Here is a 15,181-nt window from a genome sequence, read left to right on the forward strand (position 1 = left end):
TGGGGACGTGCCCCTCTCCGACCGCGATCTCGCCCTGCTGGACTTCGAGTCCCGCTGGCAGCGCCACGGTGCCGCGAAGGAGGAGGCGGTCCGCGTCGAGCTCGACCTGACCCCCGCCCGCTACTACCAGCTGCTCGAGCGACTCATCGACTCGGAGGACGCCCTCGCGTACGACCCGATGCTCGTGCACCGGCTGCGTCGCGCGCGCCACGCCGGAGAGGCCGAGGGCCGCCGTCGCGCCGCGGTTCTCTCAGGCTCTGCCCGGTAGCATTCTCTGGTGCCGAACCCGCCCGCATCGAAGGACCGCTTCGACGACCTTCCCGACGACGGACGCAGAGTCGGAGCCCACCGCGCCGAGCACCCCCGCATCCGCATGGGACGTCTCGTGCTGTGGTCCGCCGTCGCGACCGTCGTGATCGTCGTGGTCGGCATCGTCGGGGTGCTCTGGGCGACCGGACGACTGAGCCTGACGCCCGCAGCCGTGGCCAGCAGCAGCGCCCTCGCGCCCGTGGAGGCGGTCGTCGACACGTCGTACAGCGTGCTCGTGCTCAACGCGACCGGCCACGCCGGCCTTGCGAACGCCCTGGCCGAAGAGGTCGTCGCGGCCGACTGGACCGAGGACGCGGTCTCGGCGGGAGAAGCCGGCACCGACGACTTCGCGCTGACGACGGTCTACTACGCGGCGCCCGAAGACGAGGCCGCCGCGCGCGGACTGGCCGAGACGATCGGGGGCGCGGAGGTGGCGCTCAACGACGTCTATCAGCCGCTCGACGACCCTGACACGACCGACACCGACGAGGCCGACGTGAAGCAGCTCGTCATCGTGGTCGGACTCGACCGGGCCGGCACCGACTGACCCCGTTTCGTCGCCGTGTTTCACGCGTGTGAACACTTGGATGCGGGCGTGTCAATACTTCTCCGAGCGGCGGAATGCGGCTGTGTGCGCTGGTTAGCATTGCGACGTCCCAACGCATCAGGAGAAACACATGACCCAGGGCACCGTGAAGTGGTTCAACGCGGAGAAGGGCTACGGCTTCATCACCTCCGGCGAGGGGCAGGACGTGTTCGTCCACTACTCGAACATCGAGATGACCGGATTCCGGGTGCTCGAAGAGGGGCAGGCGGTCGAGTTCACCGTCGGCTCCGGCCAGAAGGGCCCGCAGGCCGAGGCCGTCCGCGTCGTCGCCTGACGCCTGCGCCGCCTGTCGCCGCCTCCCTCCCAGCAGCCCGCGCCGTCTCCGTTCGGAGACCCGTTTCGCGCGGCTTGCACTCGCCATGGTCGAGTGCCAGAATGGGTTAGCACTCACGACTGATGAGTGCTAAAGACTGAACGTCACGTCCGGGAGGGACGACACACTTATGGCAAAGATCATCGCTTTCGACGAGGAGGCCCGCCGTGGCCTCGAGCGCGGCCTGAACACGCTGGCCGACGCCGTCAAGGTGACCCTGGGCCCGCGCGGTCGCAACGTCGTGCTCGAGAAGAAGTGGGGTGCCCCCACGATCACGAACGACGGTGTCTCGATCGCCAAGGAGATCGAGCTCGACGACCCGTACGAGAAGATCGGCGCGGAGCTCGTCAAGGAGGTCGCCAAGAAGACCGACGACGTCGCGGGTGACGGCACCACCACCGCCACCGTGCTCGCCCAGGCGCTCGTGCGCGAGGGCCTGCGCAACGTCGCCGCCGGCGCCGACCCCATCTCGCTGAAGAAGGGCATCGAGAAGGCCGTCAAGAGCCTCTCCGACGCGTTGCTCGCTTCGGCCAAGGAGGTCGAGACCAAGGACGAGATCGCCGCGACCGCTTCGATCTCTGCCGCAGACGGCGAGATCGGCGCGCTCATCGCCGAGGCCATCGACAAGGTCGGCAAGGAGGGTGTGGTCACCGTCGAGGAGTCCAACACCTTCGGCACCGAGCTCGAGCTCACCGAGGGCATGCGCTTCGACAAGGGCTACCTGAACCCCTACTTCGTCACGGACCCGGAGCGCCAGGAGGCCGTCTTCGAGGACCCGTACATCCTCATCGCGAACCAGAAGATCTCGAACATCAAGGATCTTCTGCCCATCGTCGACAAGGTGATCCAGGAGGGCAAGGAGCTCCTCATCATCGCTGAGGACGTCGAGGGTGAAGCCCTCGCGACGCTGGTGCTCAACAAGATCCGCGGCATCTTCAAGTCGGCTGCCGTCAAGGCTCCCGGCTTCGGCGACCGTCGCAAGGCGCAGCTGCAGGACATCGCGATCCTCACCGGCGGCCAGGTCATCACCGAAGAGGTCGGCCTCAAGCTCGAGAACGCGACCACCGACCTGCTCGGCCGTGCTCGCAAGGTCATCATCACCAAGGACGAGACCACCATCGTCGAGGGTGCCGGTGACCACGCGCAGATCGAGGGTCGCGTGACCCAGATTCGCCGGGAGATCGAGAACACCGACAGCGACTACGACCGCGAGAAGCTCCAGGAGCGCCTCGCCAAGCTCGCCGGTGGCGTCGCCGTCATCAAGGCGGGCGCGGCGACCGAGGTTGAACTCAAGGAGCGCAAGCACCGCATCGAGGACGCCGTCCGCAACGCGAAGGCAGCCGTCGAGGAGGGCATCGTCCCCGGTGGTGGCGTCGCGCTCATCCAGGCCGGCCAGAAGGCCTTCGGCTCGCTCGAGCTCGTCGGCGACGAGGCCACCGGTGCGAACATCGTCAAGGTCGCCATCGAGGCCCCGCTCAAGCAGATCGCGCTGAACGCGGGTCTCGAGCCCGGCGTCGTCGCAAACAAGGTCTCGGAGCTGCCTGCCGGCCAGGGCCTGAACGCGGCCACCGGCGAGTACGTCGACATGTTCGCCGCGGGCATCATCGACCCGGCCAAGGTCACCCGCTCGGCGTTGCAGAACGCTGCGTCGATTGCCGGCCTGTTCCTCACCACCGAGGCCGTCGTCGCCGACAAGCCCGAGAAGGCGGCGGCTGCTCCGGCAGACCCGACCGGCGGCATGGACTTCTGATCCAGTCCCAAACCGCACGAAGGCCCCCAGCACCTGCTGGGGGCCTTCGTCGTTCCGCGACCGGGTGGATCAGCGGAACATCCCGGCGGCGGCGAGCTCGGTCTGGGCGTACTGCTGGCCCGTGACCGACAGTGCGGTGCTGATGTCGGCGAGGGCCGCATCGAGCTCGCGCTGCGCGGCCCGCCAACGGTCGACGACCGACTGGAACGCGACCGACGCCGTGCCGGTCCAGATGCCCTGCAGTTGCGTGAGCTGTCCGAGCATCGATGCGGTCTCGGACTGCACGCGGTCACCGGTCGCGCGGATCGCGGCGGTGGCCGAAAGGACGGCGTCACTGTCGACGGAGAAGACGGCCATGAGAACTCCTTCTGATTGATGTGTCGGCCACGCTACGCACGCGGCATCCCCACGATCGGCGAGGAGGCCGCATCGGTGGATAACCGGTCGGTATGGCCGATTGTGGAGGAGTCAGTCGTCAAGTTGCAGGCGCGGGATGGGCTGCGTCTCGATGAGCAGGTGCTCGGCCGCGTCCCGCTCCCTGGCGAGCGGGAACGACGCCCGGAAGGTCGCGCCGCCTCCCGGCGTCTCGGTGACCTCGATCGACCCGTGCAGCGCTTCGACGACGGAGGCGACGATTGACAGGCCGAGCCCCGAACCACCGGTCTCGCGCGTGCGTGAGGTGTCGGCCCGCCAGAACCGCTGGAAGATCTTGTCGCGGATCTGCACCGGCACACCCTCGCCGTGGTCGATGACCGCGATCCACCCCATGCCGATGGTCGGGTCGACGCCCACCGACAGCTCGATCGGCGATCCCTCGGGCGTGTAGCGGCGCGCGTTGCCGAGGAGGTTTGCGATGACCTGCCGGATGCGGTTCTCATCGCCCAGCACGACCGGATCGATCACGACGAGCGGCGGTGACGTGACGGCGGCCGGGTCGTCGTCTGATGGCACCGAGATCGGGGCGGTCAGCGCGACACCCGGGTCGGCCACAGGGCGTCGCCGACGCGGAATGAACCGACCTGCGGCGGCGAGGGCACCCGGGCGCTTTGCGGGCGGCTCGGGCGACGCCGCGTCGTCTGTGATGCGTGCCGGTGGCGCGCTGCCGGCCGTCGTGTCGACGAATGTCACCGTGCGGTCGGGGGCAGTCGCCCGCGCGTCGAGGGCGGCATCCCGTGCGATCGGACGCAGATCGACGGGGGAGACTGCGATGTCACGCCGTTCGTCGAGGCGGGCGAGGGCCAGGAGGTCTTCGACGAGCACCCCCATGCGGATCGCCTCCTTCTCGATGCGCTCCATCGACTGCGCGGTCTGCTCGTCGCCCGAGATAGCACCCATCCGGTACAGCTCGGCGTACCCGCGGACGGTGACCAGCGGCGTACGAAGCTCATGGCTCGCATCGCCGATGAACCGCCGCATCTGCTGCACCGAGGCGTCGCGCTGGCCGAGCGCGCGGTCGACACGGTCGAGCATGGCGTTGAGGGCGATCTTGAGCTTGCCGACCTCGGTGCCCGGTGAGATCTCTCCCATGCGCTGGCTGAGGTTGCCCGCCGCGATCGACATGGCCGTCTCCTCGACCTGACCGAGACTGCGGAAGGCGAGCGTCACCAGCCACCGGGTGAGCAGGGCACCGACGATGATCGTCAGCACGGCGAGGATCGAGTAGATGCCGACGTAGTTGGTGACCGTCTGGTTCACGGGCGAGAGGGGCAGCGCCACCATCTGCGTGTAGTTGTCGCGCGCGCCCGCCACGGTGAGCACGTCGACACTGGCGACGAACTGCCTCGAACCCTCGACGGCGATCAGCGGGAAGGGGTCGATGCCGCGCGTCACGGTCTTCTCGAGCGGATACGAGTCGGGGAACGCGGGCGGCAACCCACCGCTGCCGCCGGCGCTCGCGAGCAGTTCGCCTTGAGGGTCGTACACGGCGACGAAGAACTGTGTCGGTGCGGCCGACTCGTTGACAGTGAACGTCGGCACGCCGTCGTCGACCTCGACGGTCATCAGCGTGCTCGCCAGGTCGGTCGAGACGATCGCGCGCAGTTGCTCGTCGATCGCGGCGAGCTGCGCGTTTCGCAGGAACACCATCGTGCCGACGCCGGCGACGACGAGGCCGATCGCGAGCACGGCGACGGTGACCCCGGTGATCTTCGCGCGCAGGCTGACGCTGCGCCACCACGCGGTGACCTTGTCGTTCTTGCTCGCTGCGCCGTTCAGGGTCGCCCCCTGACTGCGTTACTTGCCGACCTTGAGCATGTAGCCGAAGCCGCGCTTGGTCTGGATGAGGGGCTCGGAGGAGTGCGGGTCGATCTTGCGTCGCAGATAGGAGATGTAGCTCTCGACGATGCCGGCGTCGCCGTTGAAGTCGTACTCCCACACGTGGTCGAGGATCTGCGCCTTGCTGAGCACCCGGTTGGGGTTGAGCATGAGGTAGCGCAGCAGCTTGAACTCGGTGGGGCTGAGGTCGATGGATTCGTCACCGACGAGCACGTCGTGGGTGTCCTGGTCCATCGTCAGCTCGCCGGCCTTGATGATCGACTCTTCGTCAGCCTGCATCGTGCGGCGCAGGATCGCCTGGATGCGGGCGACGATCTCGTCGAGGCTGAACGGCTTGGTGACGTAGTCGTCGCCGCCGGCGTTGAGGCCCTCGATCTTGTCCTCGGTCTCGTCCTTCGCGGTGAGGAACAGGATGGGGGCGGTGTAGCCGGCGCTGCGGAGACGCTTGGTGACGCTGAACCCGTTCATGTCGGGCAGCATCACGTCGAGGATGATCAGATCGGGTTCCTCTTCGAGCACAGCCGAGATGGTCTGGGCGCCGTTGGCGACGGCGCGCACCTGATATTCGGCGAATCGCAGGCTCGTGACCAGGAGGTCACGGATGTTCGGTTCGTCGTCCACGACGAGGATGCGCGGTGCGGTCATAGGCCCATACTGGCACCGGTTCTGATCGGTTCGCTGGATATCGGCGCGTCGGGCGAAGATGGAGGCATGACTTCGGATGCGTCAGTCGCGATCGCTCAGCCCGTTCCAGCCCCGCTGCGTACGCCCGCACGGCTGCCGGAGGACGCGCGGACGGGGCTCGCCTTCCACCGCCTCGTGTTCGCTCGGCAGCGCCGTGCGTGGTGGACCCCCCTGCTGACCGGGGTGCTCGGGGCCGCGTTCTACGCGGTGATGTTGGTCGTCTTGCTGGTGCCGCTCGTGGTCATCGCACTGTTCACGCCCGGGTTCGCGGACGAGATGATCGCGATGGGGTCGACGGTTCGGTTCGATCTGGCGGATCCGATCATGTTGACCATCCTGTTGGGGTCGATCGCGCTCATGCTCCCGGCCTACCTCGCCGCCTCTCGCATCGTGAACGGCCGCCGCGTCGGGCACATCTCGTCTGCCGCTGGTCGTTTGCGGTGGCGCTGGATGCTGTTGTGCACCGCGATCGCGGTCGTCGTGTACGCCATCGTGCAGGGGCTGTCGTTGCTGCTGCCGCCGGCGTGGAGCGGTGGCTCCGGCGGTGGCGAGGTGCTGAGCCCGTCCGACAACCCGGCCTTGCTCTGGAGCCTGCTGGCGATCGTGCTGGTGATTCCCGTGCAGGCCGCGGCGGAGGAGTACGTGTTCCGCGGCTACTTGATGCAGGCGATCGGACGATGGCTGCGGCATCCGCTGTGGGCGATGCTGTTGCCGGTGCCGTTGTTCGTCCTTGGGCACCTGTACGACGTGGCCGGTCAGATCAGTGTCGGCATCTTCGCGGTGGCGGCCGGGTGGCTGACCTGGCGCACCGGTGGCCTGGAGGCGGCGATCGCCATCCACGTGGTCAACAACCTCACTGTCTTCCTGCTTGGACTCGCGGGGCTCGTCGATGTGAACGACAGCGGCAGCAGCATCGTGGGGCTCGTGGTGTCGACGGTGATGATCGTCGGGTACGTCGCGGCGATCGAGTGGGTGTTCCCGAAACGCAATCTGCCGCGCACGCTCGTGCTCACTCCGCCCGTGGCTGATGCGTCAATCCAGGCACGCGCGCACGGTGCGTTCCAGCACGGGCCGGATCTCGGCGTTCGGGTCGACGGTCAGGCGGTGCAGGACCAGCCCGTCGGCGGCGGCCATGAAGGTGCGCGCGGCCTCTGACGGCGACGTCGCGCCGACCTGCTGCAGGAGTTGGGTCACCCACGTCAGGAACACCGCGCGCTGCGTCAGCAGTGGTGTGAGCAGATCGGGGGAGTGCGCGCCCTCCAAGAACAGCGCGAAGCGTGCCCTGCTGCGCCCCGCGAATCGCTCGGTCTCTGCGGCGATCATCCCGGTGAAGGCTTCGATCAGATCGTCCGGTGTGTCGATCACCGTATCGGGCGCGTCGCGCAGGTCAGCCCGCTCTCGGTCGGCCAAGTGCGTGACCACGCCCGCGACCAGGGCGTCTCTGGTGCGGAACCAGTTCGATGTCGACCCCTTCGGCAGATCGGCGCGTTCGTCGACGCGTCCGTGCGTGAGCGCGCGGATGCCCTCCTCGCCGACGAGGGAGAGCGCTGCGTCGAGCGCACGGGTGCGTGTTGCTGCCATGGTTCCACGGTAGACGCGGACGCCTCTCCGAGAGAGGTCGTGACACAACACTATAAGCGTAGTATTCTCGTGCCATGGACGGTACGAGCAATGATGCGGTCCCGACGAGCGCGATAACGATGCCCGAGGTGGCTGGGTTCACGCACGAGTTCGTCGACACTCCGGGGCTGCGGACCCATGTCGCGCAGGCCGGCGAAGGCGATCCGGTGCTGATGCTGCACGGGTTTCCACAGCACTGGTGGGAATGGCGGGCGATCGGCGGGGCCCTGGCCGACAGCTATCGGGTCATCTGTCCCGATCTGCGCGGATCGGGCTGGACCCGAGCCGCCTCGCCGCAGATCTCGCACGACGCCATTCGCGGGGACATGATCGGGCTGCTGGACGCGCTGGGGATCGATCGAGTGCGCATCGTGGCGCACGACATGGGCGCCGTCGTCGCCTCGCACCTCGCGTATCAGCATCCCGATCGCGTGCACGCGATGGTCGTGCTCGCCGTTCCGCCCCCGTTCATGCCGGTTACGGTCGGAATGATGCCGGCGTTCCGACACATGCCGCGATTCCGGTTCCACCGGCGAGGCGCCTCACTGGCCTTCATCTTCCGCCCGCCGTACGTCGTGTCCGAGTTGCCACCGGACGTGGTGGCGACGTATCTCGCGCCGCTGGGGCGTCCCGAGGTCGACGCGGCCGTGCGGGAGGTGTACCGCGGACTCGTTGGTGGGGAGGTGCCGAGGCTGATGAGCGGCGCCTACCGCAGGCAGCGGTTGCACGTGCCGAGCCTCTACGCATTCGGTGAGCAAGACCGACCGCTCACCCCGGACTTCGTTCGCCGGCACTGTGGTGACACCTCGCGCTTCGCCGACCGCCTCGAGATCGCCGCGGTGCCGGATGCCGCCCACTTCATGACCGAGGACGCGCCCGAAGTCGTCGAAGCGCTCGTCCGCGACTTCTTCGATCGGGTGGGGTGAGCCGCACGGGTCGCCTCAGGCGGCGAGTTCGTCCGCGTCCAAGATCGTGTAGCTGTAGCCCTGTTCGGCGAGGAACCGCTGCCGGTTCTGCGCGTAGTCCTGGTCGACGGTGTCGCGTGCGATGAGCGTGTAGAAGCTTGCGGTGTGGTTCGACTGCTTCGGGCGCAGCAGGCGTCCGAGGCGCTGCGCCTCTTCCTGGCGTGAGCCGAACGACCCCGACACCTGGATGGCCACGGATGCCTCGGGCAGGTCGATCGAGAAGTTCGCGACCTTCGAGACCACGAGCACCGGGATGCGGCCCTCGCGGAACGCGCCGTACAGCTCCTCGCGTTCGTCGACCGGGGTCGCGCCGGTGATCTGCGGGGCGTCGAGGGCGTCGGAGAGCACCTGGATCTGGTCGAGGTACTGCCCGATCACGAGGATCTGCTCTCCCTTGTGGCGGGCGACCAGATCTCGGACCACCCCGATCTTCGCGTGCGCGGTCGCGGCGAGCCGGTACCGGTCCTCGTCGGTCGCGGCGGCGTATTCGAGTCGGTCGGATGCCGGCAGGTCGATGCGCACTTCGTAGCAGACGGCGGGGGAGATGAACCCCTGCGCCTCGATTTCCTTCCACGGCGCGTCGAACCGCTTGGGACCGATGAGGCTGAAGACGTCGCCCTCGCGCCCGTCCTCGCGCACGAGCGTCGCGGTCAAGCCGAGGCGACGGCGGGCCTGCAGGTCGGCGGTGAGCTTGAACACCGGTGCGGGCAGCAAGTGCACCTCGTCGTAGACGATGAGGCCCCAATCGAGCGCGTCGAGCAGCGCCAGGTGCGCGTATTCGCCCTTCCGCTTCGCGGTGAGGATCTGGTAGGTCGCGATCGTGACGGGCTTGATCTCCTTGGACTGCCCGGAGTACTCGCCGATCTCTTCGGGCGTGAGCGAGGTGCGCTTGAGCAACTCGTCGCGCCACTGGCGGGCGCTGACGGTGTTCGTCACCAGGATCAGCGTCGTGGTCTTGGTGTCGGCCATCGCGGCGGCGCCGACGAGCGTCTTGCCGGCACCACAGGGGAGCACGACGACGCCGGATCCGCCCTCGCTGAAGATGTCGACGGCCTTGCGCTGGTACGGGCGCAGCGTCCAGCCGTCCTCGGCGAGGTCGATCTCGTGCGGGGTGCCGGGCGTGTACCCGGCGTGGTCTTCGGCGGGCCAGCCGATCTTCAGGAGCTCCTGCTTGATGTGGCCGCGCGCCCACGCGTCGACGACATAGGTGTCGGGGGCCGGGTGGCCGATGAGCAGCGGCTGGATGCGCTTGTTCTTCGACACTTCGGCGAGCACCGCGGCATCCGTCGATCGCAGGATGAGGGTGCCTTCGTCATCGCGCTCGATCACCAGGCGCCCGTAGCGGCCGACCGTCTCACGGATGTCCATCGACACCGACGGTGGCACGGGGAAGCGCGACCAGCGGTCGAGAGTGGCGAGCATGTCTTCGGCGTCGTGGCCGGCGGCACGGGCGTTCCAGAGCCCCAACCGCGTGATGCGGTACGTGTGGATGTGCTCGGGGGCACGCTCCAACTCGGCGAAGATCGCAAGCTCGTGCCGCGCGTCCTCCGCCTTCGGATGCGCGACTTCGAGGAGCACCGTGCGGTCGCTCTGAACGATGAGGGGGCCGTCAGCCATAGCGGATCAGTCTACCGGGCGCGCGGACGGTGGGCGCTGTCTTCGTGGGCGTCAGGCGGGGCGGACCGCGGAGATGCTGCGCACCGGCAGGGTGCGCTCGACGTCGGCGGCGGCATCGCGTCCGCGCAGACGGCCGCCGCCGAGACCGGTCGCCTCGAGGGTCACATCGCGGGACGAGCCGTCGGGCAGCTGCACCGTGATGACGAGCGTCGCGCGGGCGCGCACCGCTTGCTCGAGTTCGCGTTCCAGCCAGGCGGCGTCCGCGTCCTGGGCGTGTGCCGCGCGCAACCGCGCGATCAGCGGGGCGTAGTCGCCGCCGGCATCCACCGGCTGCGGGTCGGCCAGGCGTTGCCGATCGAGACGCCGCGGCTGCCCGTCGGCGTCGACGGCGAGCACGGGGTAGCGCGCGTCGGCGAGCATCCAGAACGCGGTGTCGGGCGAGGTGCCCGTCATGAGGGCGTCGCCGTCGCGGACGAGCCCGAGCGGACGCAGGGCCTGGTCGACGCCGACGGCCTCGAGCAGGGCGTGGTCGTCGCTCGTGATGCGCGTGCGGCCCGACCAGTCCGGGCCGATGCGGATGCCGCCGTGGCGTGTCGCGCTGCGATCGATCTCGTAGGCGAGCGGCTGCGGCAACCCGGTGAGCGAGAGCGTCTCAAGGAACGCCCGCATGGATGCCGCCGTCTCACCGGCGGTCAGCGCCGCGCCGAGCGAGTCCGACGTGAAGCGGTAGGTGGATGCCTGTGCGCGCGTCTCGCGGCGGGCCATCGAGCGCAGGCGCATGTCGAGCTGCGGTTCGAGCGGGCCGGGGGCGATGGCGGTCAGGTCGTTCTGCAGGAAGACCTTGTCGACCTCGGCAGGCAGGAGCAGCTGGAGTGCGTCGAGGTCGGCGTCGGTTCCCGCGGCGAGGCCCGCGCCCCACGCGGGCGGCGCGCCGTCGGCGCCGATCATGCCCCATCGGCGCAGCAGCGCACGCAGATGGTCCGCCTGTGCGGGCCACTGCGGATCGAGGGGGTAGGCGTCAGGCCATTGGTCGGGATGCAGCCACCCTGCGCCATCGCGCACGCCGTCGGGAAGTGTCGCCCGCAGCCTGCGGGCGACGGCCTGCCACCTGGTCACGGTCGACGAGTGCAGCCAGGCGGCGCCCTCGCCGGTGACGCGCCACTCGCGTTCGTGCGCGACGAGCAGGCCCGCGCGCTGTGCGATCGCGAGGAGTTCGTCGGCGTCGTCGGGGTCGCGGGCCGCGCGCAGATCGATGAGGCGGCGGCGGTCGGCTGCGCTCAGCGCACCCGAACCGATGCGCCCGAGCGGCGAGACCGTCGTCAGATCGAGGATGTCGGCGAGGGATGCCGCGGCGTCGAATGCGCGTTCGGCGAGCACTTCGTCACCGGTGGGTTCGGTGTGCACCGCGGGCTGCGGGGCGGCGGCATCCAGCGTGCGTCGTACGTCGACGACCGCCGCGAGCAGCTCGCCGTCGGCCGAGGCCATGCCGTGGTCGCGAAGGGCGGTGTGATCGGTGTCGACGGCATCAAGGGCGTCGACTTCGTCGCGGGTCAGTGCGGCGAGTCCGCGGAGGATGGAGGCGGGGTCGAGCAGGGCATCGGCGGCGTCGAAGAAGTCGCCCCACGTCGCCGAGGCTGGGACGCGTCGCTCGGTGAGCAGGCGGGCCAGCTGCGCGTCGTCGAACGCGGCGAGGCTGTTCGCGAGCGCGCGGGCGTCCGACGCGGCCACGTCACCGACCCTTGTTCGCCTTGGCCCGTCGCACGAAGGTCATGATCAGCACCGTCATCAGCATCGCGAACGCGAGGATCGGCGCGATGTAAACGGTCGCGCCGACGACGGGCCAGATGCCCGTTCCGAAGTCGGCCTGCTCCATGCCGGTGGCCGAGCCGATCATGATCGCGAAGAAGCACACGACCGACAGGGCCAGCAGGCCCAACGACATGAATGCGAGGATGCGGTCGATCCGTCGGACCGGAAGGTCCTCGCCCGGGGTGCGTGTGCTCATCCGCTTCAGCCTACTGTGTCGCACTCCGCTCGACAGGCGCGCGGGTACCGTAGGCTGGTTGCGGGGCTGTACGGTCCCGGTTCTTTCATGCCCGCGCGCGGGCCGATCAGCGAGGTATAGCGATGCCCACCGGCAAGGTCAGGTTCTACGACGACGAGAAGGGGTTCGGCTTCATCACCACCGATGACGGCCAGGACGTCTTCCTGCACGCCACGGCCCTCCCCGCCGACACGACGAGTGTCAAGGCCGGCACGCGGCTCGAGTTCGGCGTCGCCGACGGTCGCCGCGGGCTGCAGGCCCTGTCGGTGAGGGTGCTCGACGCGCCCGTCACGATGAGCAAGCGCAACCGTCCCAAGGCCGACGACATGGCCGTCATCGTCGAAGACGTCGTGAAGCTGCTCGACGGCATCGGCGGCGATCTGCGCCACGGGCGTTACCCCAGCGCGTCGCACGGCAAGAAGGTCGCTGCGATCCTGCGCAAGGTGGCCGATGACCTCGACGCCTGAGCCCGAGTCCGCTGCAGCGGTCGTCCCCGACGAGCGGCTGCTCCACGCGCATGACCTCGCGCTCGCGGCGCTCCACGAGATCACTCCGGCCTCGACCGTGGGTGCTCCGGCGGGGCACAGCGTCGAGCCCGACGGCGTGGTGTCGTTGCGGTTCCTCAACCGGCTCGAGGGGTACCCGGGCTGGTTCTGGACGGTGAGCCTCGCGGTGGTCGAGGGTGCCGAGCCGACCGTGCTCGAGGTCGAACTGCTGCCCGGCGAGGCGTCGCTGCTCGCCCCCGAGTGGGTGCCGTGGGCCGTGCGCCTGGCCGAATATCAGGCTGCCCAAGCCGCCGCGGCCGACGAAGACGCCGAGGCGGACGACGAAGACGAAGAGGATGCCGAGGACGACGCCGACGAACTCGGTGACGTCGAAGACCTCGACGCCGCCGACTTCGACGACGACGGCTCGTCGATCCTGCACGCAGGCGACGTCGACGGTGTCGACATCGACGAACTCGACGCCGACGAAGCCGACGACGAGGACTAGCCTCAGCCCTTCAGGCCATCAATCGTGAAGTCGATGCACTTGATGAGCTGACGCACGTCTTCGGGCTCGATCGACACGAACGTCGCGATGCGCAGCTGGTTGCGGCCGAGCTTGCGGTAGGGCTCCGTGTCGACGATGCCGTTGGCGCGGAGGCTCTTCGCGACAGCCGCGGCATCCACCGTCTCGTCGAAATCGATCGTGACGACGACGGGGGAGCGGTCTGCGGCGTCGGCGACGAACGGGGTCGCGAACGACGATGCGTCTGCCCACTCGTAGAGGGCGCTCGACGACTCCGCGGTGCGGGCGCCGGCCCAGGCGAGTCCGCCGTTGCCGTTGATCCACTCGAGCTGCTTATCGAGCAGGTGCAGGGTCGCGACGGCCGGTGTGTTGAGCGTCTGGTTGAGGCGCGAGTTGTCGAGCGCGTTCTTCAGGCTCAGGAACTCGGGGATGTAGCGGCCCGACGCGGCGACGCGCTCGATGCGCTCGATGGCGGCCGGCGAGACGGCGGCGAACCACAGGCCGCCGTCCGACCCGAGGTTCTTCTGCGGCGCGAAGTAGTAGACATCGCTCTCCGAGACCGTGAAGTTGATGCCGCCGGCCGCGCTTGTGGCGTCGATCACCGTGAGGGCGCCCTCGTCACCCACCACGCGGGTGATCGCAGTCGCGACACCGGTGGAGGTCTCGTTGTGGGGCCACGCGTACACGTCGACACCCTCGACGGGCTCGGCCGCGATGCTCGAACCCGGCTCTGCCTTGCGCACGTCGGGCGCCTCGAGCCACGGTGCGGCAGCGGCGCCGGCGAACTTGCCGCCGAACTCGCCGAACACGAGGTTCTGCGCGCGCTTTTCGATGAGGCCGAACGATGCGGCATCCCAGAAGGCGGTCGAACCGCCGTTGCCGACGATGATCTCGTATCCATCGGGCAGGCGGAGCAGGTCCGACAGGCCGCTGCGCACCTCGCCGACGAGGCTCTTGATCGGGGCCTGGCGGTGCGAGGTGCCCATCAGCACCGATCCGGGGCCGACGAGCGAGGCGAGCTGGTCGCCTCGGACCTTCGACGGGCCGCATCCGAAGCGTCCGTCGGTGGGCAGGATCTCGCGGGGCAGCGTCACATGGGCCATGTGTCCGATTGTAGGGCGGCGGGGGGAGGGGCCCCGTCCGTGTGTCGTCGCGAGCAGATAGGCTGGAAAGGACTTGTCAGACCCCGTACCGAGGCTGGAAATGACCGATCTGATCGACACCACCGAGATGTACCTGCGCACGATCCTCGAGCTCGAAGAAGAGGACATCACGCCGCTGCGCGCGCGCATCTCGGAGCGCCTCGGTCACTCCGGCCCGACGGTGTCGCAGACGATCGGGCGCATGGAGCGCGACGGCCTCGTCGTGGTCTCGGACGACCGCACACTCGAACTCACCGGATCGGGTCGGCAGAAGGCCGTCGACGTCATGCGCAAGCACCGGCTCGCCGAGCGCCTGCTGAGCGATGTCATCGGACTCGACTGGGCGTACGTGCACGAAGAGGCCTGCCGCTGGGAGCACGTCATGAGCGAGCTCGTCGAGCGACGCCTGCTCGAACTGCTCGATCACCCGACCGAGTCGCCCTACGGCAACCCGATTCCCGGGCTCGACCAGCTCGGCGATGTGCCCGCGCGCACGTTCGACGAGGGTGTCATCGGACTCGTCCGTCTGCTCAATGAGACGGGCGCTCCGGTCGAGGGCACGGTGCGTCGCCTGGCCGAGCCGGTGCAGGTCGATCCCGAGCTGCTCGGGCAGCTGCGCGGTGCCGGTGTCGTGCCCGGCGCGAGCGGTTCGTACCGCTTCAGCGAGGGCTACGTGCTCGTGCAGATGGACGGAAGCGACGAGGGGCTGGAGCTGCCCGTCGAGGTCGCATCGCACATCTTCCTCGTCGATCCGCGCTGATCCGGCGCGCCGGTCGAGGGGCCCGCGACCCTGGACATCACCGGGGAACAGCCTGGGAGCGATCGCCCTTACGTGACATATTCGT

General features: G+C 68.8%; 16 protein-coding genes and 1 pseudogene. 9 read left to right on the forward strand and 8 right to left on the reverse strand.

All coding sequences use genetic code 11. The features are described 5' to 3' along the window. Nucleotides 1-7: 7 nt before the first annotated feature. The 4 genes from ACSF8R_RS01605 (at nt 8) to groL (ending at nt 2,979) form a co-directional block, all read left to right on the forward strand. A complete protein-coding gene (locus ACSF8R_RS01605; RefSeq protein WP_434810094.1) occupies nt 8-268 on the forward strand; it encodes a DUF3263 domain-containing protein in 261 nt (86 codons plus the stop codon). Nucleotides 269-277: 9 nt separating this feature from the next. After that, entirely contained in the window at nt 278-856 is a 579-nt protein-coding gene (locus ACSF8R_RS01610; protein ID WP_434810095.1) for a LytR C-terminal domain-containing protein, read from the forward strand. A 130-nt stretch (nt 857-986) separates the two neighbouring features. Beyond that, nucleotides 987-1,190: a cold-shock protein gene (locus ACSF8R_RS01615; RefSeq protein ID WP_434810096.1), complete on the forward strand. Its 204-nt coding sequence runs from the start codon at nt 987-989 to the stop codon at nt 1,188-1,190. Between the two features lie 169 nt (nt 1,191-1,359). Next, entirely contained in the window at nt 1,360-2,979 is a 1,620-nt protein-coding gene (gene groL, locus ACSF8R_RS01620; RefSeq protein ID WP_434810097.1) for a chaperonin GroEL, read from the forward strand. A gap of 69 nt (nt 2,980-3,048) precedes the next feature. On the opposite strand, the gene ACSF8R_RS01625 is transcribed toward groL, so the two are convergent. The 3 genes from ACSF8R_RS01625 to ACSF8R_RS01635 form a co-directional block, all read right to left on the reverse strand. After that, nucleotides 3,049-3,336 (reverse strand): WXG100 family type VII secretion target, encoded by a 288-nt coding sequence (locus tag ACSF8R_RS01625; protein WP_434810098.1) that lies wholly within the window; start codon nt 3,334-3,336, stop codon nt 3,049-3,051. A gap of 111 nt (nt 3,337-3,447) precedes the next feature. Beyond that, nucleotides 3,448-5,064, reverse strand: a complete 1,617-nt coding sequence (locus ACSF8R_RS01630) for an ATP-binding protein (protein WP_434810371.1) — start codon at nt 5,062-5,064, stop codon at nt 3,448-3,450. Nucleotides 5,065-5,211: 147 nt separating this feature from the next. Then, complete coding sequence (locus tag ACSF8R_RS01635) at nt 5,212-5,898, reverse strand: response regulator transcription factor (RefSeq protein WP_434810099.1); 687 nt, start codon at nt 5,896-5,898, stop codon at nt 5,212-5,214. Nucleotides 5,899-6,387: 489 nt separating this feature from the next. Here ACSF8R_RS01635 and ACSF8R_RS01640 point away from each other — a divergent pair. Continuing rightward, nucleotides 6,388-6,780: pseudogene (locus tag ACSF8R_RS01640) on the forward strand (CPBP family intramembrane glutamic endopeptidase); the annotation flags it as partial. A gap of 189 nt (nt 6,781-6,969) precedes the next feature. Here the strand turns inward: ACSF8R_RS01640 and ACSF8R_RS01645 are convergent. After that, nucleotides 6,970-7,518, reverse strand: a complete 549-nt coding sequence (locus tag ACSF8R_RS01645) for a TetR/AcrR family transcriptional regulator (RefSeq protein ID WP_434810100.1) — start codon at nt 7,516-7,518, stop codon at nt 6,970-6,972. A 119-nt stretch (nt 7,519-7,637) separates the two neighbouring features. Between ACSF8R_RS01645 and ACSF8R_RS01650 the strand changes: the two genes are divergently transcribed. After that, nucleotides 7,638-8,483 carry an alpha/beta fold hydrolase gene (locus tag ACSF8R_RS01650; protein WP_434810372.1) on the forward strand — a complete coding sequence of 282 codons (846 nt, stop codon included), beginning with the start codon at nt 7,638-7,640 and terminating at the stop codon, nt 8,481-8,483. 15 nt (nt 8,484-8,498) lie between these two features. Here the strand turns inward: ACSF8R_RS01650 and ACSF8R_RS01655 are convergent, their stop codons facing one another. Genes ACSF8R_RS01655 through ACSF8R_RS01665 form a run of 3 tightly spaced genes read right to left on the reverse strand, consistent with a single transcriptional unit; the run spans nt 8,499 to nt 12,144 of the window. Then, nucleotides 8,499-10,139 carry a DNA repair helicase XPB gene (locus ACSF8R_RS01655; protein ID WP_434810101.1) on the reverse strand — a complete coding sequence of 547 codons (1,641 nt, stop codon included), beginning with the start codon at nt 10,137-10,139 and terminating at the stop codon, nt 8,499-8,501. A gap of 51 nt (nt 10,140-10,190) precedes the next feature. Next, nucleotides 10,191-11,867, reverse strand: coding sequence for a helicase-associated domain-containing protein (locus ACSF8R_RS01660; RefSeq protein ID WP_434810102.1), 1,677 nt, complete (start codon nt 11,865-11,867; stop codon nt 10,191-10,193). A gap of 1 nt (nt 11,868) precedes the next feature. Continuing rightward, nucleotides 11,869-12,144, reverse strand: coding sequence for a multidrug ABC transporter ATPase (locus ACSF8R_RS01665; RefSeq protein ID WP_434810103.1), 276 nt, complete (start codon nt 12,142-12,144; stop codon nt 11,869-11,871). A 122-nt stretch (nt 12,145-12,266) separates the two neighbouring features. Between ACSF8R_RS01665 and ACSF8R_RS01670 the strand changes: the two genes are divergently transcribed. Further along, on the forward strand, nt 12,267-12,650 hold the full coding sequence (locus tag ACSF8R_RS01670) for a cold-shock protein (RefSeq protein WP_434810104.1): 384 nt from the start codon (nt 12,267-12,269) through the stop codon (nt 12,648-12,650). Then, the gene (locus ACSF8R_RS01675; RefSeq protein ID WP_434810105.1) at nt 12,634-13,176 is read left to right on the forward strand and encodes a DUF3027 domain-containing protein; all 543 of its coding nucleotides are present in this window, start codon (nt 12,634-12,636) and stop codon (nt 13,174-13,176) included. The genes ACSF8R_RS01670 and ACSF8R_RS01675 overlap by 17 nt, the downstream gene beginning before the upstream one ends. A 2-nt stretch (nt 13,177-13,178) precedes the next feature. Here the strand turns inward: ACSF8R_RS01675 and serC are convergent, their stop codons facing one another. Next, complete coding sequence (serC, locus tag ACSF8R_RS01680) at nt 13,179-14,297, reverse strand: phosphoserine transaminase (RefSeq protein WP_434810106.1); 1,119 nt, start codon at nt 14,295-14,297, stop codon at nt 13,179-13,181. A gap of 100 nt (nt 14,298-14,397) precedes the next feature. Between serC and ACSF8R_RS01685 the strand changes: the two genes are divergently transcribed. Next, nucleotides 14,398-15,096, forward strand: coding sequence for a metal-dependent transcriptional regulator (locus ACSF8R_RS01685; RefSeq protein WP_434810107.1), 699 nt, complete (start codon nt 14,398-14,400; stop codon nt 15,094-15,096). Nucleotides 15,097-15,181 lie beyond the last annotated feature (85 nt).

This window comes from Microbacterium sp. bgisy189, from assembly GCF_965345345.1.
In the GTDB taxonomy this organism is placed as follows: Bacteria; Actinomycetota; Actinomycetes; order Actinomycetales; family Microbacteriaceae; genus Microbacterium.